Raw genomic sequence first — 25,411 nt, forward strand, 5'->3', positions numbered from 1 at the left:
CATCGCTCCTATCTGTTTGCCAAGAGCCGCTCGACTGCCGCATCCAGATCGTCGAAATGGTCGATGAGCGCGCCCGCCCCGTAAGATTGGAGCGCGTCCCGCTCGTGATAACCCCAGGTCACACCGACAGATGCCACCGACGCGTTCCGCGCCGTCTCGAGGTCGTAGACCGTGTCTCCGACCATGACCGTGTCGCGCGCTTCGACTCCGGCCTCGTCCATGGCCTGGAGAAGCATACCCGGATGCGGTTTTCCGGGCGCCGTGTTCGCTGTCTGGATACTGACGAAATAGTCGATCAAGCCATGCACCTCCAACGCATGACGGGCGCCTCTGGTTCCCTTCCCTGTCGCCAGGGCTATGAGATATCCGACCGCATCCAGTCGCTCGATCACTTCGCGGGCCCCGGGCATCAGCGGTTCGTGCCTCTCGCCCCGATCAAGCTTGTCGTGATGATCGACCCGGTAAGCTTCCACCAGCCGTCCGTAAACGGCCGGCTCCTGCCCCGGCAGCAGCGACCGGAAAATGGTCTCGAGCGGTAAACCGACCCCGGCTCTAACCGATGCCGGGTCCGGGGCGGCGAACCCGTTCTCCAAGAATGCGCGGGTCATTGAGGCGATAATATGGTGCTGACTGTCGATCAGCGTGCCGTCCATGTCGAAGACCACGAGCCGCAGAGGGTCGCCCGCCGTCATCTAGATCTCCTCGCGCAGCGCATCGGCGCCGCCATCGGGATCGAAGCCGAAGAACTGCCAGGCCTTCAGCATGTGTTCCGGCAAAGGAGCCGTCACCCTCAGCACATGCCCGTTCGGGCGCGTGACCTGGACCTCGCGCGCATGCAGATGCAGCTTCCGGGACAGTCCCTCGGCGACGAGGAACGCCTCCTGCCCGCCATATTTGCCGTCGCCGACGATCGGCGTGCGGCGTTCCATCATGTGAACGCGGAGCTGGTGGGTCCGGCCGGTTACCGGGCTGAGCGCCACCCAGGCGACGCGCTTGGCAAGCTGCTCGACCACCTCGTAGTCGGTCTGGGCCTTCTTGCCCTCCTCGAAATCGACCGCCATCTTCTCGCCCGCCTTGCCCGGCAGCTTGGCAATCGGCAGGTCGATGCGGGCCGCCTTCGGCTTGACCTCGCCGACCACCAGCGCCCAGTAGATCTTGCGCGCGGTCTTGGCACGGAAGGCCGCGGTCAGCCACCGGGCGGCGGCCGCGGAACGCGCAATCAGCAAGACGCCCGACGTATCCTTGTCGAGCCGGTGCACCAGCTTCGGCCGTTCCGATTTGTCGAAGCGCAGGGCATCGAGCATCGCGTCCAGATGGACCTTCTGCCCGGTGCCGCCCTGGGTCGCGAGACCGGCCGGCTTGTCGAGCGCGATGACGTCATTATCCATGAAGAGGATACGCTGGCGCAGTTCCTCGGCGAGTGCCTCGTCGATTTCCGGCTTTTTCTTCTCCCGCTTGTCGGCCGCGGGCGCGGACGTCTCGGCGTCGCCCATAGGCGGCACCCGGACTTGCTGGCCCGCTTCGAGACGCTGGTTGGCCTTCGCCCGTTTGCCGTCGACCCGGATCTCCCCCTTGCGCAGCAGCTTCTCCAGCCGGCCGTGCGCGAGGCCCGGATAGTGTTTCCGGAACCAGCGGTCGACCCGCATATCGACCTCGTCCCCGGCGATCGCAACCGTCTTGACACCGCTCATGCGAAGATCGTCCTCATCATTGCGAGCCCGCCGAACATGGCCAGGATGGCGCCCGCCACCGAGATCGCGACGTAAACCCCGGCGAGCATCAGGTTGCCGCGTTCCGTCAGGGTCGCGAAATCGAGCGCGAAGGTGGAGAAAGTGGTGAACGCCCCGCAAAAGCCGACCATGAGGAAGGCCCGGGCCTCGAGCGGCAGGTTGAACCTGAACGCCAGACCGCCGGTCAGCAGGCCGAGCAGGAAAGACCCCGCGAGATTCACCGCAAGCGTCCCGTAGGGAAAGCCGCTGCCGAGCCAGTGCATGGCGAGGGAGCCGACCTTGTGCCGGGCGAGCGCTCCGAGAGCGCCGCCGAGCGCGATGGCGAGGAGCATTTTCATCCGCGCTTGCTATCCCAAGCGGCGCCGAATATCCAGCCTTCCCTTGCAGCGGCGGGTTGCCGCGACTGCGCCCAGAGCGATCCGTCGCCGCTGAGGGCCCGCAATCCGGCCGCCGTGACCAGCGCGTCCGCCTCGTCCTCCGTCCCGATCTGTGGTACCGCGCCGTCAGTGACACCGTAGTGCCTGCAGACAGCCATCAGGTTGTCCCGCGAGTTCCAGGCCCGGGGGTCGCCCGACGCGCGCTTGTAGAACAGCCGGGGGAAGATCTCGGTCACCGTCAGGCTGCCACCCGGCCCCGCATCGAACGGCCAGATCCGCACCCTGTCGCCCCAGCCGCGTAGCCGGTGCAGCAACCGCATGCCGGCAAGCGACCCGGTTCCGACATTGGCGGCCCCGATGCATTTGAAGACCGGATGCGGCGTAGTCACGGAAGCGGCCGCCAGCTCGGTCTCCCGCTGGCGATGGCGGTAAAGGTCTCCCTTATGGCCCGGCGCCATGAAATAGTCCCGGTACGGGAGGTCCGTGCGCTGGTAGACCGCGGCACCATAGAGTTCCGCTACGCCCTCCGCCGATCGCTCGACAAGGCTCCAGACCTCCTCGGGACGCTCAGGCGCCTGCTCCAGACCGGGGAAATACGTTCCCTCGTCCTCGAACGGATAGCAGAAGGCGAAATCGAACCCGGCAAGCACCCGCATGCCCTCCTCGACCCGTGCCTCGAGGAAGGAGAGCACGTCGAGGCGCGACCAGATACCGTGCTCCCTGAAAGGGTTGGGCAGCAGTTCCGGCATCGCCCCGCCCGGCAGGGCCGCCGCGACCTGGATGCCCTTCGTCCGCGCGCCTTTCGCTCCGGACCAGTCGATCCCGAGATAGAGATCGAAAGCGCCGTCAGCCGTCATCGCCGCTCCGCTGGCGGCGCAGCTTGTCCCAGTAGGCGAGCCGCTTCTGCACCTCGCGCTCGAAGCCGCGCTCGACCGGATTGTAGAAACGCTCGCGCTGCATGCCGTCCGGGAAGTAGTTCGCGCCCGAGAACCCGTCCGGCGCGTCGTGGTCGTAGGCGTAGTTCTTCCCGTAACCGAGGTCCTTCATCAGGTTCGTCGGCGCGTTCAGGATGTTCGCCGGCGGCATCAGCGAGCCGGTCGCCTTGGCGGAACGCTTGGCGGCTCCCGCGGCCTTGTAGGCGGCGTTCGATTTCGGCGCGGTGGCGAGATAGATCACGCATTGCGCCAGCATCAGGTCGCCCTCGGGCGAGCCGATGCGGTCGAAGGCGTCCCAGCAGGCGAGCGCCTGGGGCAGCGCCGCGGGATCGGCCATGCCGATATCCTCGGAGGCGAAGCGGGTCAGCCGGCGCATGATGTAGCCCGGATCCTCGCCGCCCGCGAGCATGCGGGAGAGCCAGTAGAGCGCAGCGTCCACATCCGAGCCGCGCAGCGACTTATGCAGCGCGCTGATGAGGTTGTAATGCTCTTCCCGGTTCTTGTCGTAGACCGGCGCCCGGTGCTGGACGGTCTGGGCAAGCGCCGCAGCGTCGAGCAGCGGCTCCGGCGGCAGCAGGAAGACCTCCTCGGCGAGATTGAGCAGGTAGCGCCCGTCGCCGTCCGCCATCGCCTTCAGTGCCTCGTAACCGAGATCGGTCAGTGGCAGCTTGCGCCCCTCGATCTCCTCCGCCCGGGCGATCAGCTTGTCGAAGGCTGCGTCGTCGAGGCGCCGCAGCACCAGTACCTGGCAACGCGAGAGCAGCGCCGCGTTCAGCTCGAACGACGGGTTCTCCGTCGTCGCCCCGACCAGCACCACGGTGCCGTCCTCGACATAGGGCAGGAAGCCGTCCTGCTGGGCCCGGTTGAAACGATGGATCTCGTCGATGAAGAGCAGCGTGCCGCGCCCCATCTGCCGCCGTTCCTTCGCCCGCTCGAACACCTTGCGGAGATCGGCGACGCCCGAAAAGACGGCGGAGAGCGGCTCGAACTCCATGTCGGTGCCGTCGGCGAGCAGGCGGGCGATGGTGGTCTTGCCGCAGCCGGGCGGGCCCCAGAGCAGGATCGAGGCGACGCGCCCGCGCGCCATCATCCGGCCGAGCGGCGCCTCCGGGCCGAGCAAATGATCCTGCCCGACCACTTCGGAAAGCGTCTGCGGCCGGAGCCGGTCCGCGAGCGGCCGCGGCGCTTCGGTTTCGAACAGGCTTGCCACGCTCTATCCCTTGATTTCCGTCGTCAGGACCTGGCCCTCGCGCCGGATCGAGATGCGCCAGGCATGCTGGCCGGCCAGCATCGCCTGCTCAAGCGTCGCGACCAGCTCAATCTTGGTTCCGTTGACCTCGGTCACTATGTCGCCGGGCCGGAGACCGACCCTCGCCGCCGGCGATTGCCTGGCGACCTTCAGGACCACGACCCCCCGGGCCATGTCGTCCAGGCCCTGCTCCAACGCGAAGGCCGGGGAAAGGTTCGCGACCCTGGCGCCTGCCAGCGGATGCTGGCCCTGCATGTCGCGCACGTCCGGCTCGGGCTTGGCGAGCGGCGGCCGCATCGGAACCTGCACGGTCTGCAGTTCCCCGCGGCGCAGGATCTCGATCTCCGCGATGCTTTCGAGAGGACGGGTCGCGACCCGGTAACGCAGCGCCTGCTCGTCGACGATTTCCCGGCCGGAGATCTTGAGAATGATGTCCCCGACACGAATCCCCGCATTCGCGGCAGGCGCGTCCGGATAGACGTCCGTCACTGCCACCCCGACCGGACGCGGCAGGCCGAACTGCTCGGCAAGCGCCGTCGTCATGGTCTGGCCCGAGACTCCGAGCCAGGGCCGGACGATCACGCCCTTGTCCACCCCTTCGAGGATGGTGCGCACCATGTTGGACGGCACGGCGAAACCGATGCCGACCGAGCCGGCGCCGCTTCCGCGCTGGTTGCTGAAGATCGCGGTGTTCACACCGACCAGCTTTCCGTCCATCGAGATCAACGCACCGCCGGAATTGCCCGGATTGATCGCCGCGTCGGTCTGGATGAAGAAGCTGTAGTCGGTGATCCCGAGCGCGGTGCGCGCGAGGGCCGAGATGATGCCGCTGGTCACGGTCTGGCCGACCCCGAACGGGTTGCCGATCGCCAGCACGATATCGCCGACCTCCAGCTCGTCGCTGTCCCGGATCTCGAGGAACGGCAGGTTCTCGCCGTCCGTATCGAATTTCAGCACCGCAAGGTCGGTGCGCTCGTCCTGGATCAGGATCTTGGCGTCGAACTCCCGCCGGTCCGCCAGCACGACCGTGATCTCGTCGGCGCCCTTGATGACATGCGCGTTGGTCACCACGAGACCGTCCGCCCGCATGATCACGCCCGAGCCGAGGGACTGGGCGGTGCGCTTGCGGGTCTCGCCCGGGAACACGTCGCCGAAGAAACGGCGGAAGAAGGGATCGTCGAACAGCGGGGAGGCCCGCCGCTCCGTGACCTCGGCGCGGGCGTAGATGTTCACGACGGCCGGGCCGACCTTCCGGACGAGCGGGGCGAAGGAATAAAGGATGTCCTCGCGCGAGGACGGCACCTGCTTGACGGTCTGGGCAATTGCCGGAGCGCCCGCCAGAAGGGGCAAGAGAAGTCCCGCCGCGAGCGCCAGACGTACCGTCCCGGCGAGGCGTCGGGCCAGGGAAATGTGAAAAAACCGATTGGAATCAGGTCCCCGCATCAGTCGCTTTTCCGTTTGTTGTCACAAAAACCGGTCGAATGTACGCTACCCTATATGGGCTGACGGTGCATGGGGCAAAAGGGACGCACCAGAGGCGCCGGGCCGGGAACGGAGGGGTTCATGCCAGGCGGACAGAGCGCCGGGAAATCCACGATCTCCAGGGCCGGGGAGCTCGCAGATGCGCTCAGCCATTTCGGGGACAGCGACCGCGAGATCGCGGAAGCGCAAGCCTGTTACGATTCACTTTACGAAATCGCCCGCGACCACAGTGGATCCGCCGACATCCGGGACCGCCTGATCTGCGGCGCGCTGCGTCTCGCGGCCTGCCATGCCCGGCGCAAGGAGATCGCTGCCATCCGCGATGTCCGCACGCGGCTCGAGAGCTACGCAAGCGCACATCCGGACGACCCGGGCATGCGGCGCGGCTATTGCGAACTTTCGGTCACGCTCTGCCTCGAATATGCCCGCCAGGGCAAGGACCGGGAAGCCGACCAGACCTTCGAGGAGATCCGCACCATCGCGGCCCGGCATCCGACGGACCGCCTGTTGCGGTCGACCCTCGCCAAGGCGATATCGAACCGCATCGCCGCCCACTGTACCGAACGCCGCACCCGGCAGGCCCGCCATCTGCACCGCTCCCTCTGCGCGCTCGCGGAAGTGCCGAACAGCCGTCCGGACACGATGCTGCATCGGGCGAACGGCAGCTACAATCTGGCGACCTATCTTGCCCGCTCCAACGCACCGGAGAAGGCGCTTGAAATCTATTTCGATCTCGCCCGCTTCGTCGAACGGCGCGGCCCCGATCCCGAACTTGCCGAGGTGCTGGCCGACGCGGGCTTCGCCCTCGTCACCGTGTTCGGCGACAAGGACGATCTCAGCTCGGCGGAAGCCGTCTACCGGGATCTCCAGCACCGCGCCGCCCTCGACGATGCGATGACCGGCAAGGCGGCGCTGGCGGCCTTCAACCTGATGACGGATTTCTGCCGGGACGGGAATGTCGGAAAGGCAAGGCAGGTCTATGACGATATCCTCGCGCTCTCGGCGGCACGGCCGGAGGACGAGCATATCGCCCTGGTCCATGCCAAGGCCTGCGCCAACCTGCTGCTCACCGCCGACGCGCTGGACGATGCCGCGCACGCCGACCTCTTGAGCCAGGAACTGACCCAGCTTGTCGCGGCTTGGCCGGACGACCCGGAAATCTGGGAAATCGCCGCCAACCTGGCGCCGCTCGATCACGCCTGAGCGAGGCCTCCCTAGAGCAGAATAGAGGCGTCCGACGAGCGGCCGGCCAGGATCTCGGCGACAATGCGGAGTCCTTGCTCTACCCGTGCCGCTTCCGGTTCATGGGACAGGCACAGCCGCACGGCGTTCGGGGCATCCGCCGGGCTGATCGAAAACGCACCGCCGGGGATCATCCTCACTCCGCGCTTCTCCGCCTCCATCAGGAACATGGCCGACGGCCATTGTTCGGGCAGCTCAAGCCAGAGGTGGAAGCCCTCCGGAACCGGGCCCCGCACATGATCCTTCAGGATCTGCCGCGCCAGGCTCTGCCGACGACGGATCTCGCCCCTCTGCCCGATCGCCAGCCGCCGCGCCGTCCCGTCCGCAATCCACCTGTTCGCGATTTCCAGAGTAAGGGGCGGCGGCATCCAGACCGAAAGACTGGCAGCGGCCTTCACCGCCTCCAGATATCGCTCCGGCGCCCGGACATACCCGACCCGCAGACCGGGACCGAGACACTTGCCCGCGCCGGTGACATATATCGTCCGCTCCGGCGCGAATTCCGCGAGCGGCGGCGGCCGGTCTTCGGGCAGGAACCCGAACACGTCATCCTCGATGATGGTCAGGTCGTTGCGGCGCGCGACCTCCGCGACGGCACGGCGCGTCTCGGGCGCGAGCGTCCGCGCCGTCGGTGTGTGGAGCGTCGGGGTGCAGAACAGAGCCTTGGCACCGGTGCGCCTCGTAATCGTCTCAAGCTGGTCCGGGCAGATATGCGCGTTCGCCCCCGCGGGGATCGCGGCAATCCGGACCCCGAGGTGACGCGCCATCGCCTTGATCGGCGCGTAGGTCAGATGCTCGACGAAGAGCGTGTCGCCCGGCCCGAGCACCGCCATCATGGCAGCCAGAATCCCGTGCTGCGCGCCGACCGTCGGCACCACTTCGTCCGGAGAAACCTTCATACCTGAGCTGAAGGCGATCCAGTCCGCGCCCGCCGCCCGGCAACGCTCCTTCTGGCCGGCGTCCTCCTGCTCGAAATCGAGATATCCCGCCGCCCCGGGCGCGTCGGCGAGATCGCGCAGGGCGGTGGCAAGAAGGCCCGCCGCCGCTCCGGGAGCCGGCAGGTTGCGGGCGAAGTCAATCGGCCCCTGCCGCGCACGGGCAAGACTGGCCTCCGGCACCGCTGCCCCGTCTCCGGCCGGCTCCAGCACATAGGTGCCGCGCCCGACCTCACCGGCCAGAAGCCCCCGCTTCACCGCCTCCTCGTAGCCGCGCGTCACAGTGTTGAGCGAGACCCCGAGCCGAAAGGCGAGATCGCGCTGGGGCGGAAGGCGCGTACCCGGCGCGAGGTGGCCGGCCGCGATGTCCGCTCCGATCGCATCGCAGATCCGGCGATAAATCGGACCGGCCCTGTCGCGAAGATCTGGAACCCATATTGTCATATGGCAATGATTCGATTGCTTCACCCATTTGTCAATGCAATCGATGCATTTTGCAATGCCTCGAAAGACGACGAAATGTCCCAGACCCGTTCCTCGACCGGTATCTTTCTCGCCTTCCTCTGCATGGTGCTTCTCGGCACCTTGCCGGTGCTCTCGAACAACCGCCCTTTGGGGTCGGACCCGCTGGTCTTCGCGCTGCTCCTGTCGCTCTGGCAGGTGGCCGTCGCCCTTCCGGTAATGCTCTTCGAGCGCAAATTCATGACCCCAGGGCTCTTCGGCCCCCAGGTGACGCCGGCCGCGCGCCGCCGCACGCTCATCGTCCTGCTTTTCACCGGCGCGATCTTCGGGCTCTCGACCTATGCCTACGTGCTCGCGGCGGAGAAGGCCGGGGCGGTCAGTGCCGCCATCGCGATCCAGGCCTATCCGGTGTTCGCCATGATCTGGGAAACGCTGTTCCTGAAGCGGAGAAAGAGCTGGGCCGAACTCGGCTTCACGCTGCTGCTGATCGCTGCCCTCTACTATCTCGGCACCGGCGGCGAATGGGCGATCCGTGGCCTCTCCCCCTGGATCCTGGTCGCTCTCGCGGTTCCGCTGCTATGGAGCATCGCCCACGTCATCATCAAAGAGGTGCTGGGCGTAAGCCCCGTCACCCCGGCGCAAGTCACTCTTATCCGGGTCCTCGCCTCGACATTGCTGCTCGGCGCCACTCTCTTTGCGGTACAGGGTACCGGGCCCGTCCTGGATGCGCTCTCCTCGCCCGCTCTTCAATCGAGCGCCTTCCTGATGGGTATTGTCTATTACCTCGAGCTGCTCGTCTGGTTCTATGCGATCAGGCATATCGATGTGTCGGTGGCGAGTTCCGTCACCGTGCCCTGGCCGGTTCTGACGCTCGTCCTGGCCGTCCTGTTCCTCGGTGAACCGGTCCATACCTACCAGGTCATCGCGCTGGTCGCCGTCGCCGGAAGTCTCTACGGCCTGCTCGCCGCCGGCGCAAGGAAGCGCCGTGCGGCCGATTGAGCCTCCTGCCCGCTCTTCCGCGCCCCGGCCATCGGATGGCATGAAATGTCCGCTCTTTGTCCCGAGCCTGCCTTTCGCCTTTTCTTCCGCGGCGTAATCTGGCCTCATCACTCACCAGATGGAGGCCAGAAATGTCCACCCCAAGCTTTGCCAACACCGCCCTTCTCGTCATCGACGCACAGGAATCCTTCCGCCAGCGCGACTATTGGGACGAGAGCGTGGCCGCACCCTATCTGGCGGCCCAGCAACGCCTGATCGACGGCGCGCACGACCGTGGGATCCCGGTCGTGCAGATCTTCCATCTCGAGGACGGCAATTTCTTCGACGAGGCCAATGGCTTCGTGAGGACCATCGCACCGCTCAGCTATGTCCCCGATGCCCACTTCAAGAAGCGCCGGCACAGCGCGCTCGTCGGTAGCGGGCTCGATGTCTGGCTCGCGAGCAACGGCATTCGCAAGCTGATCGTCTCCGGGATCCGCACGGAACAGTGCTGCGAGACGACGACGCGGCATCTGTCCGATTCCGGCTACAAGGTCGACTTCGTGACCGAGGCGACACTGACCTTTGCGATGACCCACGCTGACGGCACCGTCTTCAGCCCGGAAGACATCAAGCGCCGCACCGAACTGGTCCTGAGCGGCCGCTTCGCGCGCATCTGCACGATCGAGGTGGCGCTCGCCGCTCCCCGTTCGGCCGTGGCGGCCTGACGCGATGGCTAGAGCACCGCGGGTCATTCCTGTCATCGCGGTGCTGCCGCCGAGAACGCTCCTGCTCGATGTCGCCGGACCGGTCGAGGTCCTGCGCAAGGCCAATATCGAGCAGGACGCGATCCGCTTCGAGATCTCCTATGTCAGTCCGCGTCCCGAGCTGATGACATCGGTCGGTCTGCCGCTCTCGGGACTGGCTCCCCTGCCCGGAACACTTCCGGAGGATGCGATGATCCTGCTCTCCGGCAATACCGAGGAGACCCTCGGGCCGGAAGGCGCCGGGGAGGACGAGGCGGCTGCCGAAAGCGAGATCGTCGCCTGGCTCGCCCGCATTGTCGGGTCCGAACACAAGCTGGTCTGCATCTGTTCCGGCGCCGTGCTGGCGGCTCGGGCGGGGTTGCTCGACGGCCGTGCCTGCACCACGCACCATTCCTGCTGCGCCCAGCTTGCCGCGATCGCCCCCGCCGCCCGGGTGCTGGAAAACCGGCTCTATGTCGAGGACGGAAACCGCCTGACCAGCGCCGGCATCACCGCCGGGATCGACCTGATGCTGCATCTGGTCGCCCGGCTCACGGAACCGGAAACCGCCCTCGCCGTCGCCCGCTATCTCGTGGTCTATCTCCGGCGCGGTGGCGGCGACCCGCAGCTCTCTCCATGGCTGACCGGACGCAATCACATGCATCCGGGCATTCACCGCGCCCAGGACCTCATCGCCGGCGATCCGGCGCACCCCTGGCCGGTGCCCGACCTCGCCCGGGCCGCCGGGGTCAGCCCGCGTCATCTCTCGCGGCTCTTCAACGAACATGCCGGGATGAGCATCCCGGATTATGTCAACGGACTGCGCGTCGCGCTGGCCCGAGATCTGATATCCCAGACCCGGCTCGACATGGAACATGTCGCCGAGCAGGCGGGCTTCGGCTCGACGCGCCAGCTCCGCCGCGCCTGGGGCAGATTGCACGACGCACCGCCGAGCGCACTCCGGCGCGGAGCCGCTCAGGCCGGATAACAGGCAAAAGAAAAGGCGGCCCAGAGGCCGCCTTCGCTTTTCGTCGGAACGATTGGCGCGATCAGATCGCGGCCGGCATCGCGCCTTCGAGTTCTTCTTCCTCGACATGGACCGGACCGGAGTCCTGACCGCGGGCGTCCTCGTCCCGGTCGACCAGTTCGATCACCGCCATCGGGGCGCTGTCGCCATAGCGGAAACCGGCCTTCAGGACGCGGGTGTAGCCACCCTGGCGATCCTTGTAGCGTTCGGCGAGAACGTCGAACAGCTTGCGGGTCATGCCCATGTCCTGCAGCTGCGACATCGCCTGACGGCGCGCGTGCAGGTCCTGGCGCTTGCCGAGGGTGATCAGCTTCTCCACGACGCTGCGCAGGTCCTTCGCCTTCGGCAGGGTGGTGACGATCTGCTCGTGCTTGATCAGCGCGTTGGCCATGTTCTTGAACATTGCCTTGCGGTGGCTGGCGGACCGGTTGAACCGGCGGCCTTTAAAACGATGTCGCATCGCGAAAACTCCAGTTTCGTATCTTCAAGTGCCTCACGGCACTGCGCGTTACGGCTTTAGGCCGCTCAGAACGGCTCTTCGAGCCGCTTGGCAAGCTCTTCGATGTTGTCCGGCGGCCAGTTCGGGATATCCATGCCGAGCGCCAGGCCCATTTGCCCCAGAACCTCTTTGATCTCGTTGAGGCTCTTGCGGCCGAAGTTCGGGGTCCGCAGCATTTCCGGCTCGGTCTTCTGAACCAGATCGCCGATATAGACGATGTTGTCGTTCTTCAGGCAGTTCGCGGAACGCACGGAGAGTTCCAGCTCGTCCACCTTGCGGAGCAGATTCTTGTTGAACGGCAGCTCGGTCTTTTCCTCGGTCTCGACCACCTGCTGCGGCTCTTCGAAATTGATGAAGAGCTGGAGCTGGTCCTGGAGGATGCGGGCGGCATAGGCCACCGCGTCTTCCGGGGTCAGCGAGCCGTCGGTCTCGACGGTCACGGACAGCTTGTCATAGTCAGTGACCTGGCCGACGCGGGTGTTGTCGACCTTATAGGTGACCTGGCGCACCGGAGAGAAGATCGCATCGACCGGGATCAGGCCGATCGGCGCGTCTTCCGGGCGGTTGGCGCTGGCCGGAACGTAGCCCTTGCCGGTCTCGACGGTGAATTCCATCGACAGGCTGGCGCCATTGTCGAGGGTGCAGATCACCAGATCCGGGTTCATGACCTCGATGTCGGCGCCGGCTTCGATCATGCCCGCGGTGACTTCGCCGGGGCCTTCGGCCTTCAGACGCATCTTGCGCGGGCCTTCGCTGTGGGCGCGCAGCGCGATGGCCTTGATGTTGAGCACCATGTCGGTGACGTCCTCGCGGACGCCGGCGACGGAGGAGAACTCGTGAAGCACGCCGTCGATCTGGACCGCCGTCACCGCCGCGCCCTGGAGGGACGACAGCAGGATGCGACGAAGCGCGTTGCCGAGGGTCAGACCGAATCCACGCTCCAGCGGCTCCGCCACGATCGTTGCCTTGCGGGCGGGATCCGAACCCGGTTGCACATCGAGCTTGTTCGGCTTTATCAGAGCCTGCCAGTTCTTCTGAATCACGGGAGTGACCTCATCGCTATCGAGACCCGCGGGCCTCTAACTTATGCTTTCGGCCCCGAAACCGACTGCTTCGGGGCCAAGGCGCTATCGGTCGGACGGCCGAAGCCGTCCGTTCCTTAGACCCGGCGCCGCTTCGGCGGCCGGCAGCCGTTGTGCGGGATCGGCGTGACATCGCGAATGGAGGTCACGGCAAAGCCGACAGACTGCAGCGCGCGCAGAGCGGACTCACGTCCCGAACCCGGGCCGCTGACTTCGATCTCAAGGGTCTTCATGCCATGCTCGGCGGCCTTCTTGCCGGCATCCTCGGCCGCGACCTGCGCCGCGTACGGGGTGGACTTACGGGAGCCCTTGAAACCCATCGCACCGGCGGAGGACCAGGAGATCGCGTTGCCCTGGGCGTCGGTGATGGTGATCATGGTGTTGTTGAAGGATGCGTTCACGTGCGCGACACCGGAAGTGATGTTCTTCCGCTCGCGGCGCTTGACGCGACCCTGGGTCGGTTGCTTAGCCATTTACTGCCCTTCCGGCTTTTCGGGTCGAACCCGAAATTACTTCTTCTTACCAGCGATAGCCTTCGCGGGGCCCTTGCGGGTCCGCGCGTTGGTGTGGGTCCGCTGACCTCGCACCGGCAGGCCCTTGCGGTGCCGCAGGCCGCGATAGCAGCCCAGGTCCATCAGACGCTTGATGTCCATCGCCACCTTGCGGCGCAGGTCACCCTCGACCACCTGATCGCGGTCGATGACCTCGCGCAGGCGCGCGACTTCGTCTTCGGTCAGTTCATGTACACGGCGCTCGCGCGGGATACCGACGCTCTCACAGATCTTTGTGGAGGTGGTCCGGCCGATACCATGAATGTATGTCAAAGCAATCTCGACACGCTTTTGCGTCGGGATATTCACGCCTGCGATGCGCGCCACGAGCAAACTCCTCAGTACAACGCTTGTCAGCGTCCAACAAAATTACGGGTCATCTGACCCAGGCACCGAACTCGGAAAATTCGCGCAAGCGAATACGCACGGTTTCTCCGAAACCGAGGGCGCGGATTATACGCAACCGAATTGCCGAGTCAACCGGTTTACCCGCACCTCAAATCCCAAACTCAGGCCGCCGCGATCGCGTCGATCTGAGCACTCACCTCTTCGATGGAGGCCATGCCGTCCACCGTCTTCAGCGCTCCCTTGGCCGCGTAATACGGCGTGATCGGAGCGGTCTGTTCCTTGTACACATCGAGCCGCTTCTTCAGCGTCTCTTCGTTGTCGTCGCTGCGACGCTCGGCTTCCGGTGTCTGTGCGATCCGGGTACGGATGCGATCAAACAGGATGCTTTCGTCGACCTTGAGTTCGATCACGTGATCGATCTTCAGGCCCTTGTCGGCCAGCATGACGTCGAGCGCTTCCGCCTGCGCCACGGTGCGCGGGAAGCCGTCGAGAATGAAACCGTTCTTGCAATCCGGCTCGTCGACACGTTCGGAAATCATCTGAACCATGATGTCGTCGGAGACCAGACCGCCTGCGTCGATGATGCTCTTCGCCTTCAGGCCGACATCGCTGCCAGACGCGATCGCCGCGCGCAGCATGTCACCGGTGGAGAGCTGGACGATCTTGAACTTGTCCTCCAGGCGCTTCGCCTGGGTCCCCTTTCCGGCACCCGGAGGGCCGAGCAAAATCAGATTCATCGACGTTTCCCCCTCAGTTTTGATTTTTTGATCAGGCCCTCATACTGATGCGCCAGCAGATGCGACTGGATCTGGCCCACAGTATCCATGGTCACCGTCACGACGATGAGCAGGCTCGTTCCCCCGAAATAGAAGGGCACCTGATATTGGCTGATCAGGATCTCGGGAAGGATGCAGATCGCGGCGAGATAGCCGGCACCCAGCACCGTGAGCCTGGTCAGAACGTAGTCGAGATAATCGGCCGTGTTCTTGCCGGGACGGATCCCGGGCACAAAGCCGCCGTATTTCCGCAAGTTGTCCGCGGTCTCCGCCGGATTGAAGACGATGGCGGTATAGAAGAACGCGAAGAACACGATCAGGCTGACGAAGATCGCCATGTAAAGCGGCTGTCCGCGGCCCACCATCGCGGTGAAGGTCGTGAGCCACTCCGGCCCGCCGCCGCCGGCCGTGGTCATCTGCGCGACCGTCACCGGCATCAGCAAAATGGAGCTAGCGAAGATCGGCGGAATGACGCCCGAGACGTTGATCTTGAGCGGAAGATGCGAGTTCTCTCCGCCGAACATCCGGTTGCCGACCTGGCGCTTCGGATACTGCACCGTGATCCGGCGCTGCGAGCGCTCAACGAACACGATGCCGGCGATGACGGCGACCGCCATGATCAGGATCAGCACGATAACAGCAGCGGAAAGCGCGCCGGTCCGGCCGAGTTCCAGCGTGCCAGCAAGCGCTGTCGGAAGCTGCGCCACGATACCGGCGAAGATGATCAGCGAAATGCCGTTGCCGACGCCGCGCGCGGTGATCTGCTCACCGAGCCACATCAGGAAGACGGTCCCGCCGACCAGGGTGATCACCGCAGTCGCGCGGAAGAAATAGCCCGGATTGCCGACAGCCGTGCCGTCCGCCATGGACTCGAGCCCGGTAGCGATGCCGTAGGCCTGGAAGGCCGCCAGCAGCACCGTCAGATAGCGGGTGTACTGGTTGATCTTCTTGCGCCCGGTCTCGCCTTCCTTTTTCAGGGTCTCGAGGCTGGGCGACACCGCGGTCATCAGCTGCATGATGATGGCCGCGGAGATGTACGGCATGATGTTCAGCGCAAAGATCGTCATGCGGCCCAGCGCACCGCCCGCGAACATGTCGAACATGCCGAGGATGCCGCCGGAATTCTGCGAGAAGATCTGCTCCAGCACCGCCGGGTCGATGCCCGGGATCGGGATATAGGTCCCGAGGCGGTAAACGATCAACGCACCCAGTGTGAACCAGATGCGTTTCTTGAGTTCCGTCGCTTTCGCGAAGGCCCCGAAGTTGATCGATGAAGCGTATTGCTCGGCGCTGGATGCCATGTCGCTGAACCCAATCGGTGGATGTCAGGTTACTCGCTGGAGGAGTCGCCCGCTTCTTTGCCCGGCTTCGCGGCGGCGGCCGCAACCGTAACGGAACCACCGGCCTTCTCGACCGCCGCGATCGCGGCAGCCGATGCACCGGCAACTTCCACCTTAACTTTGGCCTTCAGCTCGCCCGTTGCAAGCAGGCGCACGCCGTCGCGCAGACGACCGACCACGCCGGCGGCCTGAAGCGCCGCGGCATCGATGGTCTTCTTGCCGTCGAGCTTGCCCGCGTCGATCGCCGCCTGGATCGTGCCGACATTGACCGGCGCGTATTCCTTGCGGAACGGGTTCTTGAAGCCACGCTTCGGCAGGCGGCGATGGATCGGCATCTGGCCGCCCTCGAAGCCGTTGATGGCAACGCCGGAGCGCGAGGTCTGACCCTTCTGACCCTTGCCGGCGGTCTTGCCGAGGCCGGAACCGGCACCGCGGCCGACCCGCTTGCCGGACGGACGCGCGCCCGGATTGTCGCGAAGTTCGTTGAGTTTCATCGTTCTTGCCCTCGTTCCGGCAACGGCCGGATCGCCTTGATGTACTGCCTGATCGCCTTAGGACGCGTCTTCGACGCGCACCAGATGGTGAACCTTATTGATCATGCCGCGAACCGACGGAGTGTCCTCCAGGGTGCGCGTGCGATGCATTTTGTTCAGACCGAGACCGATCAGGGTCTGCTCCTGGTCCTTGGTCCGGCCGATCGGGCTGCCGATCTGGGTGACCGTGACCGTCTTGCCAGCCTTCTTCTTCGTCGCCGCCATGGCTCTTCTCCGTCCTTAGGCCTGTGCCGCTTCGGCGTCGGCGCCGGACCGGCCGAAGATCTCGGAGACCTTCTTGCTGCGCTTGGCCGCAACCGCGCGCGGGGACCGGACGTTCTTCAACGCCTCGAAGGTGGCCTTGATCATGTTGTGCGGGTTGGAGGTGCCGGTGGACTTCGCCACGACGTCCTGCATACCCAGCGCTTCGAAGATCGCACGCATCGGACCGCCCGCGATGATACCGGTACCGGCCGGAGCCGACCGCAGGATCACCCGGCCGGCGCCGAAGCGACCGCCGATATCGTGGTGCAGCGTGCGGCCTTCGCGCAGCGGCACGCGGACCATGCCGCGCTTCGCCTGCTCGGTCGCCTTGCGGATCGCTTCCGGCACTTCACGGGCCTTGCCCGCGCCGTAGCCGACGCGGCCGCGGCCGTCACCGACAATCACCAGGGCGGCGAAGCCGAACCGGCGACCGCCCTTCACAACCTTGGCGACGCGGTTGATACCGACCAGCTTTTCAACCAGTTCCGGTTCTTCGCGCGCGTCGCGATCTCGTCTTTCGCCTCGTGCCATGTCCCGGCCCTTTCTAGAACTTCAGTCCGGCTTCACGCGCGGCGTCGGCCAGAGCCTTGACGCGCCCGTGATAGCGGTAACCGCCGCGGTCGAACACGACGTCGGTGACGCCCTTGCTCACCGCACGTTCGCCGATCAGCTTTCCGATCTGCGCGGCCGCGGCCTTGTCGGCCCCGGTCTTCAGGCCACCCCGAACGTCCTTCTCGATGGAAGACGCGCTCACGAGGGTCTCGCCCTTCAGATCGTCGATGATCTGCGCATAGATGTTCTTGGAGGACCGGAACACGGAGAGCCGGGCCTTGCCATTCGTCTTTGCGCGCAGCGCGGTACGAGTCCGCTCGCGGCGACGCTGGAAGAGTTTCTTTGAGTTCAGCATGCCCCGGTTCCTTACTTCTTCTTGCCTTCCTTGCGAAGGATGGTCTCGGTCTCGTACTTGACACCCTTGCCCTTGAAGGGCTCCGGCGGACGATACCCGCGGATTTCAGCCGCGATCTGACCAACCTTCTGCTTGTCGGCACCATGGATCGAAATCGACGTCGGCTTCTCGCACTTCATGGTGATGCCTTCCGGGATCGGATAGTTCACCGGATGGCTGAAGCCGAGCGAGAGGACGAGGTTCTTGCCCTCGACCGCGGCGCGATAACCGACGCCGTTGATCTCGAGATTGATCGTGAAGCCGTCCGAAACGCCCGTGACCGCGTTCTGCACGCGGGCGCGCATCGTACCCCACATGGCACGGGAACGCTTGGACTCATTCTTCGGCGACACTTTGACCAGATTATCCTCGATCGCGATATCGACATCATCGCTGAGCGGGACATAGAGCTGGCCGAGCTTGCCCTTCGCCGAGAAGGCGTCCGCGCCGACCTCGGCGGTGACGCCGCTCGGAAGAGCGACCGGGTTTTTACCAATACGTGACATTGTCCTGGCTCCGATCAGAATACCTGGCAGAGGACTTCGCCGCCGACATTGGCAGCGCGGGCCTCGTTGTCGGACAGAATGCCGCGCGGGGTCGACAGGATCTGGATACCCAGACCGTTGTAGCACCGCGGCAGGTCCTTGATCTTCGAATATACCCGACGGCCAGGGCGGGACACGCGCTTGATCTCGCGGATCACCGGCTCGCCATCGTGGTACTTCAGTTCAATCGTCAGTTCGCCGATACCTGCACGGACCTCGGCGCTCGAATAACCGCGAATGTAACCTTCGCGCATCAGAACTTCGAGCACGTTGCTCCGCAGCTTCGACGCCGGGCTCAGCACAACGCTTTTACCAGCGGACTGGCCATTCCGGATCCGGGTCAGCATATCCCCGAGAGGATCACTCATCGTCACGGTCAGACTCCTCTCTTACCAGCTAGACTTGACCATGCCCGGGATCTGGCCAATCGAGCCGAGATCGCGCAGGGCAATGCGGGACATTTTGAGCTTGCGGTAGTAGCCGCGCGGGCGACCGCTGACTTCGCAGCGGTTGCGCAGACGGATCTTGGCACCGTTCCGCGGCATCTCGTTCAGCTTCAGGGCGGCCTTGAACCGCTCTTCCATCGGCAGATCCTTGTCCGCGATGACCGCCTTCAGGCGCTCCCGCTTCGCGGTATCCCGCTGGACCAGCTTCTGACGGTTCCTGTTCTTTTCGATCGCGCTTTTCTTCGCCATGAGTCTTCTCCAGCCCGATCAGTTCACGAACGGGAAGTTGAAGCGACGCAGCAGCTCGCGCGCCTCATCGTCGGTTTCGGCCGTCGTCACAACGACGATTTCCATGCCCCGGATCGAGTCGACCTTGTCGTAGTCGATTTCCGGGAACACGATCTGCTCTTTCAGGCCCATCGAATAGTTGCCGCGCCCGTCGAAGCTTTTCGGGCTGAGACCACGGAAGTCACGGACGCGCGGCAGGGCGATGTTCACCAGACGATCCAGGAACTCGTACATCCGCTCGCGGCGAAGGGTGACCTTGCAGCCGATCGGCATGCCCTCGCGGAGCTTGAAGCCGGCAATCGACTTCTTCGCGCGGGTGACGATCGGACGCTGACCGGTGATGAGGGCGAGGTCTTCCGCAGCGGCTTTCACCTTCTTGGAATCCTGCACCGCCTCGCCAACGCCGATGTTGACGATGACTTTCTCGATCGTCGGACATTTCATCGGGTTCGAGTATTTGAACTCCGACATCATCTCCGGCTTGATCGTGCTCTCGTATACTTCTTTCAATCGCGACATATCTGGCCTTCTTTCGAGCGCGCTTAAGCGTCGATCACTTCGCCGGACCGTTTCGCGAAGCGGACTTTACGTCCGTCCTCGAGAACACGAATCCCGACGCGCGTCGGCTCGTTGGACTTCGGGTCGATGTGCGCCACATTCGAGATGTGAAGCGGCGCCTCTTTCTCAATAATCCCGCCGGCGGCGAACTGGGTCGGGCGCGTGTGGCGCTTGACCATGTTCACACCCTGGACCAGGACCCGGCTTTCGGCCGGAATGACGCGCAGAACTTCGCCCGTCTTGCCCTTGTCCTTCCCGGTGGTGACGACAACCTTGTCGCCCTTTTTCACCTTGAACTTAGTTGCCATCACAGCACCTCCGGTGCGAGCGAGATGATCTTCATGAACTTCTTGGCGCGAAGTTCACGGGTCACCGGACCAAAGATACGGGTCCCGATCGGCTCGTTCTGCTTGTTGATCAGCACCGCGGCATTGCGATCGAACCGGATCGAGGAACCGTCATTGCGGCGGATCTCTTTCGCGGTCCGGACGATCACCGCCCGCAGCACGTCACCCTTTTTCACGCGGCCCCGCGGAATTGCTTCCTTCACGGAGACCACAATCACGTCACCGACGGCAGCGACCTTGCGCTTGGAACCGCCGAGAACCTTGATGCACTGGACACGGCGGGCGCCGGAATTGTCAGCGACATCGAGGTTTGACTGCATCTGAATCATGTCGTCACTCCTTCCGTCGCTTAAGCTTCGCCGCCGGCGTCTTCAACGACGATCCAGCTCTTGCGCTTCGAAATCGGAGCGCATTCCTGGATCCGCACAATGTCGCCGACCTTGCACGCATTCTGTTCGTCATGCGCGGCGAACTTCTTCGAGCGCTTGATGAACTTCTTATAGATCGGGTGCATGACGCGACGCTCGACGCGGACGACGATAGATTTCTCGCCCTTGTCGCTCACCACGGTGCCCTGCAAAATTCGCCTCGGCATTTTTCGTCTCCTAAATCCAGCGCCGATTAAGCGCTGGCCTGCCCGTGCAGGATCGTCTTGATGCGCGCGATCTCGCGGCGCACCTGCCGCATCCGCGCAGTGTTCTCCAGCTGGCCGTTGGCGCGCTGGAAACGGAGGTTGAAGGCCTCCTTCTTCAGGTCCACCAGGCTGGTCTTCAGCTCATCGGCCGTCTTGGCGCGAAGATCGGTTGCTGCCTTGCTTGCCATCGTTCTTCTCTCCCCCGGCCTTATTCGCCGAGCCGGGCAACGAAGCGCGTGTCGAGCGGAAGCTTGGCGGAAGCAAGCGTGAACGCTTCTTCGGCCAGGTCCCGCGGAACGCCCTCGAGCTCGAACATGATGCGACCGGGCTTTACACGGCACACCCAGAACTCGGGCGTGCCCTTGCCCTTACCCATACGAACTTCAGCCGGCTTGGACGACACCGGAACATCCGGGAAAATCCGGATCCACACCCGGCCGGCACGGCGGATGTGACGGGTGATCGCACGACGGGCCGCTTCGATCTGACGCGCGGTGACCCGCGCCGGCTGCATCGCCTTCAGACCGTAGGAGCCGAAATTCAGCGTCGTGCCGCCTTTGGCGTTTCCGTGAATGCGCCCCTTGTGGGCCTTCCGGAATTTTGTGCGCTTCGGACTAAGCATCTTTCAATCCTCTACCCTGTCCGCCGGCTCAGCGCTGCGCGCCGGGCTGGTCGGTCAGCCGCTTTTCACTGGCAAGCGGATCATGTTCCATGATCTCGCCCTTGAAGACCCAGACCTTGACGCCGCAGGCGCCATAGGTGGTCTGCGCGGTGGACTCGCCGTAATCGATGTCGGCCCGCAGCGTGTGAAGCGGAACGCGGCCTTCGCGGTACCATTCGGTCCGGGCGATTTCCGCGCCGCCGAGACGGCCGGCACAGTTGATCCGGATGCCCTGGGCGCCGAGACGCATGGCGGACTGGACGGCCCGCTTCATGGCTCGGCGGAAGGCAACGCGGCGCTCGAGCTGCTGCGCGATATTGTCGGCAACCAGCTTGGCGTCGATTTCCGGCTTGCGGATCTCGAGGATGTTCAGGCTGACCTCGGTTCCGGCCATCTTCGAAAGTTCCTGACGGAGCTTCTCGATGTCCTGACCCTTCTTGCCGATAACCACGCCCGGACGGGCGGTGTAGATGGCAATCCGGCAGCGCTTCGCCGGACGCTCGATGACGATCCGGGAGATGCCGGCCTGCGACAGACGCTTGTGCAGGAAGCGGCGGATCCGGATGTCCTCGTGCAGGAGATCGCCATATTCCTTGGCAGCGAACCAGCGGGAATCCCAGGTCCGGTTGATGCCGAGGCGAAGCCCGATCGGATTTACTTTATGACCCATTATTCGGTCTCCCCGCGCTCGCGCACGACCACAGTGAGGTGCGAGAACGGCTTTATGATCTTGCCGACACGCCCCCGCGCCCGCGGACGGAAGCGCTTCATGACGATGCTCTTGCCGACGGAGGCTTCCTTGACGAAAAGCCGGTCAACATCGAGCTGATGGTTGTTCTCAGCGTTCGCGATGGCGGACTGCAGAACCTTCTTCACGTCGTTCGCGATGCGGCGGCGGGAGAAGGTCAGGGCTGCGAGAGCCTTTTCCACATCCATGCCACGGATCATCTGCGCGACGACATTCAGCTTCTGCGGGCTCACGCGTACATTGCGGAGCACTGCCTTCGCCTCGGTATCGTCCAGCCTGCGTTCGGCCGCACTCTTTCCCATGGTCTCTGCTCCAGTCCTCAGCGCCGCGACTTCTTATCGGCCGCGTGGCCGTAATAAGTGCGGGTCGGCGCGAATTCGCCGAGTTTGTGTCCGACCATGTTCTCGGTCACCAGAACCGGAACGAATTTCTGGCCATTGTGAACCCCGAAGGTCAGACCGACGAACTGCGGCAAAATCGTCGACCGGCGCGACCAGGTCTTGATGACCTCGTTACGGCCGGACGCGCGTGTCGCGTCGGACTTCTTCAGGAGATACCCGTCAACAAACGGGCCTTTCCAAACAGAACGTGCCAACGTCTATCTCCTCTTACTTCCGGCGACGCCGCACGATCATGCGGTCGGTCTTCTTGTTGTTGCGGGTGCGCTTGCCCTTGGTCGGCTTGCCCCACGGGGTCACCGGATGGCGACCGCCGGAGGTCCGGCCTTCACCACCGCCATGCGGGTGATCGACCGGGTTCATCACGACACCACGGACATGCGGGCGCTTGCCGAGCCAGCGGGACCGGCCCGCCTTACCGATATTGGTGTTCTGCTGGTCCGGGTTGGACACCGCACCGATCGTCGCCATGCATTCGCCGCGGACCATGCGCACTTCACCGGAGGTGAGGCGCAGCAGAGCATAGCCCTGGTCGCGGCCAACGATCTGGACATAGGCACCGGCGGAGCGGGCGATCTGACCACCCTTGCCCGGCTTGAACTCCACGTTGTGCACGATCGTGCCCACCGGGATGTTCTTCAGCGGCATCGCGTTGCCCGGCTTGATGTCCTGGCGCTCGCCGGCGATGACCTTGTCACCCGCCTTGAGACGCTGCGGAGCCAGGATGTAGGCCAGCTCACCGTCATCATACTTGATCAGCGCAATGAACGCGGTCCGGTTCGGATCGTATTCCAGCCGCTCGACCGTCGCGGCGACGTCGAACTTCGTCCGCTTGAAGTCGATGATGCGGTACTTGCGCTTGTGCCCGCCGCCACGCCAGAAGGCAGTGGTGCGGCCGTGGTTGTTACGTCCGCCGGACTTGGTCAGGCCGCGGGTCAGAGCTTTGACCGGCTTGCCTTTCCAGAGTTCCGAGCGGTCGACGATCACCAGTTCACGCTGGGACGGCGTCGTCGGATTGAATGTCTTCAACGCCATGGATTAGACCCCCTGGGTAACGTCGATGTCCTGACCGTCCTCGAAAGTGACGATCGCCTTCTTGTAGTCGGACCGCTTACCGATCTTGCCGCGGAAGCGCTTGACCTTGCCCTTGTTGAGCACGGTGTTCACCGCTTTCACCTTGCGGTCGAACAGCTTCTCGACGGCGACCTTGATCTCCGGCTTGGTCGCGTCCAGCGTGACCTCGAAGGTCACCTGGCCGTACTGCGAGCCAAGGGTCGACTTTTCGGTGACGATCGGGCGGACGATGATGTCGTACGCGCGTTCGTCGCTCATCCGCACCTGGCGGGCGTTGTAGGGACGCATGCTCATTTCAGGCGAGCCTCCAGGCTTTCCACGGCGGCCTTGGTCAGGACCAGGGTGTCGCGGCGGAGAATGTCATAGACGTTCGCACCCTGCTCCGGCAGCACATCCACGTTCGGAATGTTGCGCGCGGCGCGGGCAAAACCCTCGTCGAGAGTCGCGCCGCCGATGATCAGGACCGACTTCCAACCGAGGGCGGCGAGCTTGCTCGCGAGTTCCTTGGTCTTGGTCGCGCCGGTTGCATCGTCGATCACCACCAGCTTGCCTTCGGCCTGCTTGGCAGAGAGCGCGGAGCGCATGCCGAGCTTGCGCACCTTCTTCGGCAGAGCGAAGCCGTGGTCACGGGAGACCGGACCGTGGGAGATCCCGCCGCCGCGATACTGCGTCGCCCGAAGCGAGCCCGCGCGGGCCCGGCCGGTGCCTTTTTGCCGGAACGGCTTCTTGGTCGTGCCGCTGACGTCCGAGATCGTCTTGGTCTGGTGGGTACCGGCGCGGCGCTTGGCCAGCTGCCAGTTCACCACGCGGGCCAGGATGTCCCGGCGCGGCTCGACGGCGAACACGGAGTCCGCGACTTCGATGTCGCCGGACTTCTTGTTGTCGAGTGTCGTAACAGGAAGCTTCATGACCCTCAGTCCTTATTCTCGGCGTTGTCGTCAGCCGAGGTTTCGACGGCGGCCGGTGCTTCCGCTTCGACCGGCGCTTCGGCGGCATCCGCCTCGGCAGCCGCCGCCGGCGTGCGCACGGCACCCGGGAACGGAAGATTTTCCGGCAACTTCGCCTTCACGGCGTCGGAGATCAGAACCCAGCCGCCCTTGGCGCCCGGAACCGACCCCTTGACCAGGATCAGGCCACGATCGGCATCGAGCTGAACCACTTCGAGGTTCTGCGTCGTGACCCGCTCGTCACCCAGGTGACCGGCCATCTTCTTGCCTTTCCACACACGGCCCGGATCCTGGGAGTTACCCGTGGAACCGTGGGAGCGGTGGGAGATGGAGACACCGTGGCTGGCACGCAGGCCGCCGAAATTGTGCCGCTTCATGGCACCGGCGAAGCCCTTACCGATCGAGGTGCCGACGACGTCGACCTTCTGACCGGCAACGAAATGGTCGGCGGTGATTTCCGCACCGACCTCGAGCAGGGCGTCGGGGCTGACGCGGAACTCGGCCAGCTTACGCTTCGGCTCGACCTTCGCCTTGGCGAAATGGCCGCGCATCGGCTTGCTGACGCGCTTCACCTTGGCGGCGCCGACGCCGAGCTGCACCGCCGTATAACCGTCGGTCTCCTCGGTGCGGACTCCCACCACCTGGCAGTTGTCCATCTTCAGGACCGTGACCGGCACGTGATCACCTGTTTCGGTGAAGACGCGGGTCATGCCCATCTTCTGTGCGATTACTCCGGAACGCATGAATCTGTTCCTCAGCGTTAGAGCTTGATTTCGACGTCAACGCCGGACGCGAGATCGAGCTTCATCAGAGCGTCGACCGTCTGCGGGGTCGGATCGACGATGTCCAGAACCCGCTTGTGGGTGCGGATCTCGAATTGCTCACGGCTCTTCTTGTCGATGTGCGGGCCGCGAAGAACGGTGAAACGCTCGATACGGGTCGGCAGCGGGATCGGGCCCTTGACCTGCGCGCCGGTGCGCTTCGCCGTGTTCACGATCTCGCCGGTCGACTGGTCGAGGACCCGGTGATCGAACGCCTTGAGGCGGATTCTGATGTTCTGACTATCCATTTTCTTCAATCTCCGGCTCGCTCGACGAGCCTTAAGAACGAACCGTTACTCGACGATTTTGGCGACGACGCCGGCGCCGACGGTGCGGCCGCCTTCGCGGATCGCGAAGCGCAGGCCTTCATCCATGGCGATCGGCGCGATCAGCTGAACCGTCATCGCGATGTTGTCGCCCGGCATCACCATCTCGGTGCCTT

At 64.5% G+C, this 25,411-nt stretch carries 39 protein-coding genes; 4 read left to right on the top strand and 35 right to left on the bottom strand.

The genetic code is table 11. From position 1 onward, the window contains the following. Positions 1-8: 8 nt before the first annotated feature. The 6 genes from IG122_RS21795 to IG122_RS21820 are packed head-to-tail and all read right to left on the bottom strand — an operon-like array spanning position 9 to position 5,734. Complete coding sequence (locus IG122_RS21795; protein WP_193188618.1) at positions 9-692, bottom strand: HAD-IA family hydrolase; 684 nt, start codon at positions 690-692, stop codon at positions 9-11. After that, on the bottom strand, positions 693-1,691 hold the full coding sequence (locus tag IG122_RS21800) for an RluA family pseudouridine synthase (RefSeq protein ID WP_193188620.1): 999 nt from the start codon (positions 1,689-1,691) through the stop codon (positions 693-695). It lies immediately after the preceding gene. Beyond that, a complete protein-coding gene (crcB, locus tag IG122_RS21805) occupies positions 1,688-2,068 on the bottom strand; it encodes a fluoride efflux transporter CrcB (RefSeq protein ID WP_193188622.1) in 381 nt (126 codons plus the stop codon). The genes IG122_RS21800 and crcB overlap by 4 nt, the downstream gene beginning before the upstream one ends. Beyond that, positions 2,065-2,964, bottom strand: coding sequence for a hypothetical protein (locus IG122_RS21810; RefSeq protein WP_193188624.1), 900 nt, complete (start codon positions 2,962-2,964; stop codon positions 2,065-2,067). The genes crcB and IG122_RS21810 overlap by 4 nt, the downstream gene beginning before the upstream one ends. Further along, complete coding sequence (locus tag IG122_RS21815; protein WP_193188627.1) at positions 2,954-4,252, bottom strand: replication-associated recombination protein A; 1,299 nt, start codon at positions 4,250-4,252, stop codon at positions 2,954-2,956. The genes IG122_RS21810 and IG122_RS21815 overlap by 11 nt, the downstream gene beginning before the upstream one ends. Positions 4,253-4,255: 3 nt before the next feature. Continuing rightward, positions 4,256-5,734, bottom strand: a complete 1,479-nt coding sequence (locus tag IG122_RS21820; protein ID WP_193188629.1) for a Do family serine endopeptidase — start codon at positions 5,732-5,734, stop codon at positions 4,256-4,258. 120 nt (positions 5,735-5,854) lie between these two features. Here IG122_RS21820 and IG122_RS21825 point away from each other — a divergent pair, with 120 nt between their 5' ends. Beyond that, positions 5,855-6,976 (top strand): hypothetical protein, encoded by a 1,122-nt coding sequence (locus IG122_RS21825; protein WP_193188631.1) that lies wholly within the window; start codon positions 5,855-5,857, stop codon positions 6,974-6,976. 11 nt (positions 6,977-6,987) lie between these two features. Here IG122_RS21825 and IG122_RS21830 read toward each other — a convergent pair whose 3' ends face one another. Further along, a complete protein-coding gene (locus tag IG122_RS21830; protein ID WP_193188633.1) occupies positions 6,988-8,394 on the bottom strand; it encodes an aminotransferase-like domain-containing protein in 1,407 nt (468 codons plus the stop codon). A gap of 75 nt (positions 8,395-8,469) precedes the next feature. On the opposite strand from IG122_RS21830, the gene IG122_RS21835 reads away from it, so the two are divergent. From IG122_RS21835 to IG122_RS21845, 3 genes are all read left to right on the top strand, one after another. Next, positions 8,470-9,411, top strand: a complete 942-nt coding sequence (locus tag IG122_RS21835) for a DMT family transporter (RefSeq protein WP_193188635.1) — start codon at positions 8,470-8,472, stop codon at positions 9,409-9,411. Positions 9,412-9,542: 131 nt separating this feature from the next. Further along, positions 9,543-10,118, top strand: a complete 576-nt coding sequence (locus IG122_RS21840) for a cysteine hydrolase family protein (protein WP_193188637.1) — start codon at positions 9,543-9,545, stop codon at positions 10,116-10,118. 4 nt (positions 10,119-10,122) lie between these two features. Continuing rightward, the gene (locus IG122_RS21845; RefSeq protein ID WP_193188639.1) at positions 10,123-11,124 is read left to right on the top strand and encodes a GlxA family transcriptional regulator; all 1,002 of its coding nucleotides are present in this window, start codon (positions 10,123-10,125) and stop codon (positions 11,122-11,124) included. Positions 11,125-11,185: 61 nt separating this feature from the next. Here IG122_RS21845 and rplQ read toward each other — a convergent pair whose 3' ends face one another. The 28 genes from rplQ to IG122_RS21985 form a co-directional block, all read right to left on the bottom strand. Continuing rightward, entirely contained in the window at positions 11,186-11,623 is a 438-nt protein-coding gene (gene rplQ / locus IG122_RS21850; protein WP_193188641.1) for a 50S ribosomal protein L17, read from the bottom strand. A gap of 65 nt (positions 11,624-11,688) precedes the next feature. Next, on the bottom strand, positions 11,689-12,705 hold the full coding sequence (locus IG122_RS21855; protein ID WP_193188643.1) for a DNA-directed RNA polymerase subunit alpha: 1,017 nt from the start codon (positions 12,703-12,705) through the stop codon (positions 11,689-11,691). 116 nt (positions 12,706-12,821) lie between these two features. After that, positions 12,822-13,217, bottom strand: coding sequence for a 30S ribosomal protein S11 (rpsK, locus tag IG122_RS21860; RefSeq protein ID WP_193188645.1), 396 nt, complete (start codon positions 13,215-13,217; stop codon positions 12,822-12,824). Positions 13,218-13,253: 36 nt separating this feature from the next. Beyond that, positions 13,254-13,622: a 30S ribosomal protein S13 gene (gene rpsM / locus IG122_RS21865; RefSeq protein WP_193188647.1), complete on the bottom strand. Its 369-nt coding sequence runs from the start codon at positions 13,620-13,622 to the stop codon at positions 13,254-13,256. 182 nt (positions 13,623-13,804) lie between these two features. After that, entirely contained in the window at positions 13,805-14,380 is a 576-nt protein-coding gene (locus IG122_RS21870) for an adenylate kinase (RefSeq protein ID WP_193188649.1), read from the bottom strand. Further along, on the bottom strand, positions 14,377-15,720 hold the full coding sequence (gene secY / locus IG122_RS21875) for a preprotein translocase subunit SecY (RefSeq protein WP_193188651.1): 1,344 nt from the start codon (positions 15,718-15,720) through the stop codon (positions 14,377-14,379). The genes IG122_RS21870 and secY overlap by 4 nt, the downstream gene beginning before the upstream one ends. A gap of 29 nt (positions 15,721-15,749) precedes the next feature. After that, positions 15,750-16,253, bottom strand: coding sequence for a 50S ribosomal protein L15 (rplO, locus tag IG122_RS21880; RefSeq protein ID WP_193188653.1), 504 nt, complete (start codon positions 16,251-16,253; stop codon positions 15,750-15,752). 57 nt (positions 16,254-16,310) lie between these two features. After that, positions 16,311-16,517, bottom strand: coding sequence for a 50S ribosomal protein L30 (rpmD, locus tag IG122_RS21885; protein WP_193188655.1), 207 nt, complete (start codon positions 16,515-16,517; stop codon positions 16,311-16,313). Positions 16,518-16,532: 15 nt separating this feature from the next. After that, positions 16,533-17,087, bottom strand: coding sequence for a 30S ribosomal protein S5 (rpsE, locus tag IG122_RS21890; protein WP_193188657.1), 555 nt, complete (start codon positions 17,085-17,087; stop codon positions 16,533-16,535). Between the two features lie 13 nt (positions 17,088-17,100). Next, complete coding sequence (gene rplR / locus IG122_RS21895; RefSeq protein WP_193188659.1) at positions 17,101-17,463, bottom strand: 50S ribosomal protein L18; 363 nt, start codon at positions 17,461-17,463, stop codon at positions 17,101-17,103. An 11-nt stretch (positions 17,464-17,474) separates the two neighbouring features. Beyond that, positions 17,475-18,008 carry a 50S ribosomal protein L6 gene (gene rplF, locus IG122_RS21900; RefSeq protein WP_193188661.1) on the bottom strand — a complete coding sequence of 178 codons (534 nt, stop codon included), beginning with the start codon at positions 18,006-18,008 and terminating at the stop codon, positions 17,475-17,477. 14 nt (positions 18,009-18,022) lie between these two features. Beyond that, a complete protein-coding gene (gene rpsH / locus IG122_RS21905; RefSeq protein WP_193188663.1) occupies positions 18,023-18,421 on the bottom strand; it encodes a 30S ribosomal protein S8 in 399 nt (132 codons plus the stop codon). Between the two features lie 15 nt (positions 18,422-18,436). Beyond that, the gene (gene rpsN, locus IG122_RS21910) at positions 18,437-18,742 is read right to left on the bottom strand and encodes a 30S ribosomal protein S14 (protein WP_193188665.1); all 306 of its coding nucleotides are present in this window, start codon (positions 18,740-18,742) and stop codon (positions 18,437-18,439) included. Positions 18,743-18,760: 18 nt separating this feature from the next. Beyond that, entirely contained in the window at positions 18,761-19,300 is a 540-nt protein-coding gene (gene rplE, locus IG122_RS21915) for a 50S ribosomal protein L5 (RefSeq protein ID WP_193188667.1), read from the bottom strand. Between the two features lie 23 nt (positions 19,301-19,323). Beyond that, positions 19,324-19,647, bottom strand: a complete 324-nt coding sequence (rplX, locus tag IG122_RS21920) for a 50S ribosomal protein L24 (protein WP_193188669.1) — start codon at positions 19,645-19,647, stop codon at positions 19,324-19,326. Beyond that, positions 19,647-20,015 carry a 50S ribosomal protein L14 gene (gene rplN, locus IG122_RS21925; protein ID WP_193188671.1) on the bottom strand — a complete coding sequence of 123 codons (369 nt, stop codon included), beginning with the start codon at positions 20,013-20,015 and terminating at the stop codon, positions 19,647-19,649. Before rplN ends, rplX begins: the two co-directional genes overlap by 1 nt. Before the next feature lie 20 nt (positions 20,016-20,035). Next, positions 20,036-20,281, bottom strand: a complete 246-nt coding sequence (rpsQ, locus tag IG122_RS21930) for a 30S ribosomal protein S17 (protein ID WP_193188673.1) — start codon at positions 20,279-20,281, stop codon at positions 20,036-20,038. Between the two features lie 26 nt (positions 20,282-20,307). Then, positions 20,308-20,508, bottom strand: coding sequence for a 50S ribosomal protein L29 (rpmC, locus tag IG122_RS21935; protein WP_193188675.1), 201 nt, complete (start codon positions 20,506-20,508; stop codon positions 20,308-20,310). Positions 20,509-20,528: 20 nt separating this feature from the next. After that, positions 20,529-20,942 (bottom strand): 50S ribosomal protein L16, encoded by a 414-nt coding sequence (gene rplP / locus IG122_RS21940; protein WP_193188677.1) that lies wholly within the window; start codon positions 20,940-20,942, stop codon positions 20,529-20,531. A 28-nt stretch (positions 20,943-20,970) separates the two neighbouring features. Then, positions 20,971-21,651 (bottom strand): 30S ribosomal protein S3, encoded by a 681-nt coding sequence (rpsC, locus tag IG122_RS21945; protein ID WP_193188679.1) that lies wholly within the window; start codon positions 21,649-21,651, stop codon positions 20,971-20,973. After that, positions 21,651-22,031: a 50S ribosomal protein L22 gene (rplV, locus tag IG122_RS21950; protein WP_193188681.1), complete on the bottom strand. Its 381-nt coding sequence runs from the start codon at positions 22,029-22,031 to the stop codon at positions 21,651-21,653. Before rplV ends, rpsC begins: the two co-directional genes overlap by 1 nt. A 17-nt stretch (positions 22,032-22,048) precedes the next feature. Beyond that, the gene (gene rpsS / locus IG122_RS21955) at positions 22,049-22,324 is read right to left on the bottom strand and encodes a 30S ribosomal protein S19 (RefSeq protein ID WP_193188683.1); all 276 of its coding nucleotides are present in this window, start codon (positions 22,322-22,324) and stop codon (positions 22,049-22,051) included. Positions 22,325-22,337: 13 nt separating this feature from the next. After that, positions 22,338-23,162, bottom strand: coding sequence for a 50S ribosomal protein L2 (rplB, locus tag IG122_RS21960; RefSeq protein WP_193188685.1), 825 nt, complete (start codon positions 23,160-23,162; stop codon positions 22,338-22,340). Between the two features lie 3 nt (positions 23,163-23,165). Then, positions 23,166-23,489, bottom strand: coding sequence for a 50S ribosomal protein L23 (locus IG122_RS21965; RefSeq protein ID WP_404924829.1), 324 nt, complete (start codon positions 23,487-23,489; stop codon positions 23,166-23,168). A gap of 2 nt (positions 23,490-23,491) precedes the next feature. Continuing rightward, complete coding sequence (gene rplD, locus IG122_RS21970; RefSeq protein ID WP_193188689.1) at positions 23,492-24,109, bottom strand: 50S ribosomal protein L4; 618 nt, start codon at positions 24,107-24,109, stop codon at positions 23,492-23,494. Between the two features lie 5 nt (positions 24,110-24,114). After that, positions 24,115-24,891: a 50S ribosomal protein L3 gene (rplC, locus tag IG122_RS21975; RefSeq protein WP_193188691.1), complete on the bottom strand. Its 777-nt coding sequence runs from the start codon at positions 24,889-24,891 to the stop codon at positions 24,115-24,117. A gap of 17 nt (positions 24,892-24,908) precedes the next feature. After that, positions 24,909-25,217 (bottom strand): 30S ribosomal protein S10, encoded by a 309-nt coding sequence (rpsJ, locus tag IG122_RS21980; protein WP_193188693.1) that lies wholly within the window; start codon positions 25,215-25,217, stop codon positions 24,909-24,911. 45 nt (positions 25,218-25,262) lie between these two features. Next, positions 25,263-25,411 (bottom strand): EF-Tu C-terminal domain-related protein (locus tag IG122_RS21985; protein WP_449867124.1); only part of this gene is annotated, 149 nt, incomplete at its 5' end.

This window comes from Nisaea sediminum, assembly GCF_014904705.1.
Taxonomy (GTDB): Bacteria; Pseudomonadota; Alphaproteobacteria; order Thalassobaculales; family Thalassobaculaceae; genus Nisaea; species Nisaea sediminum.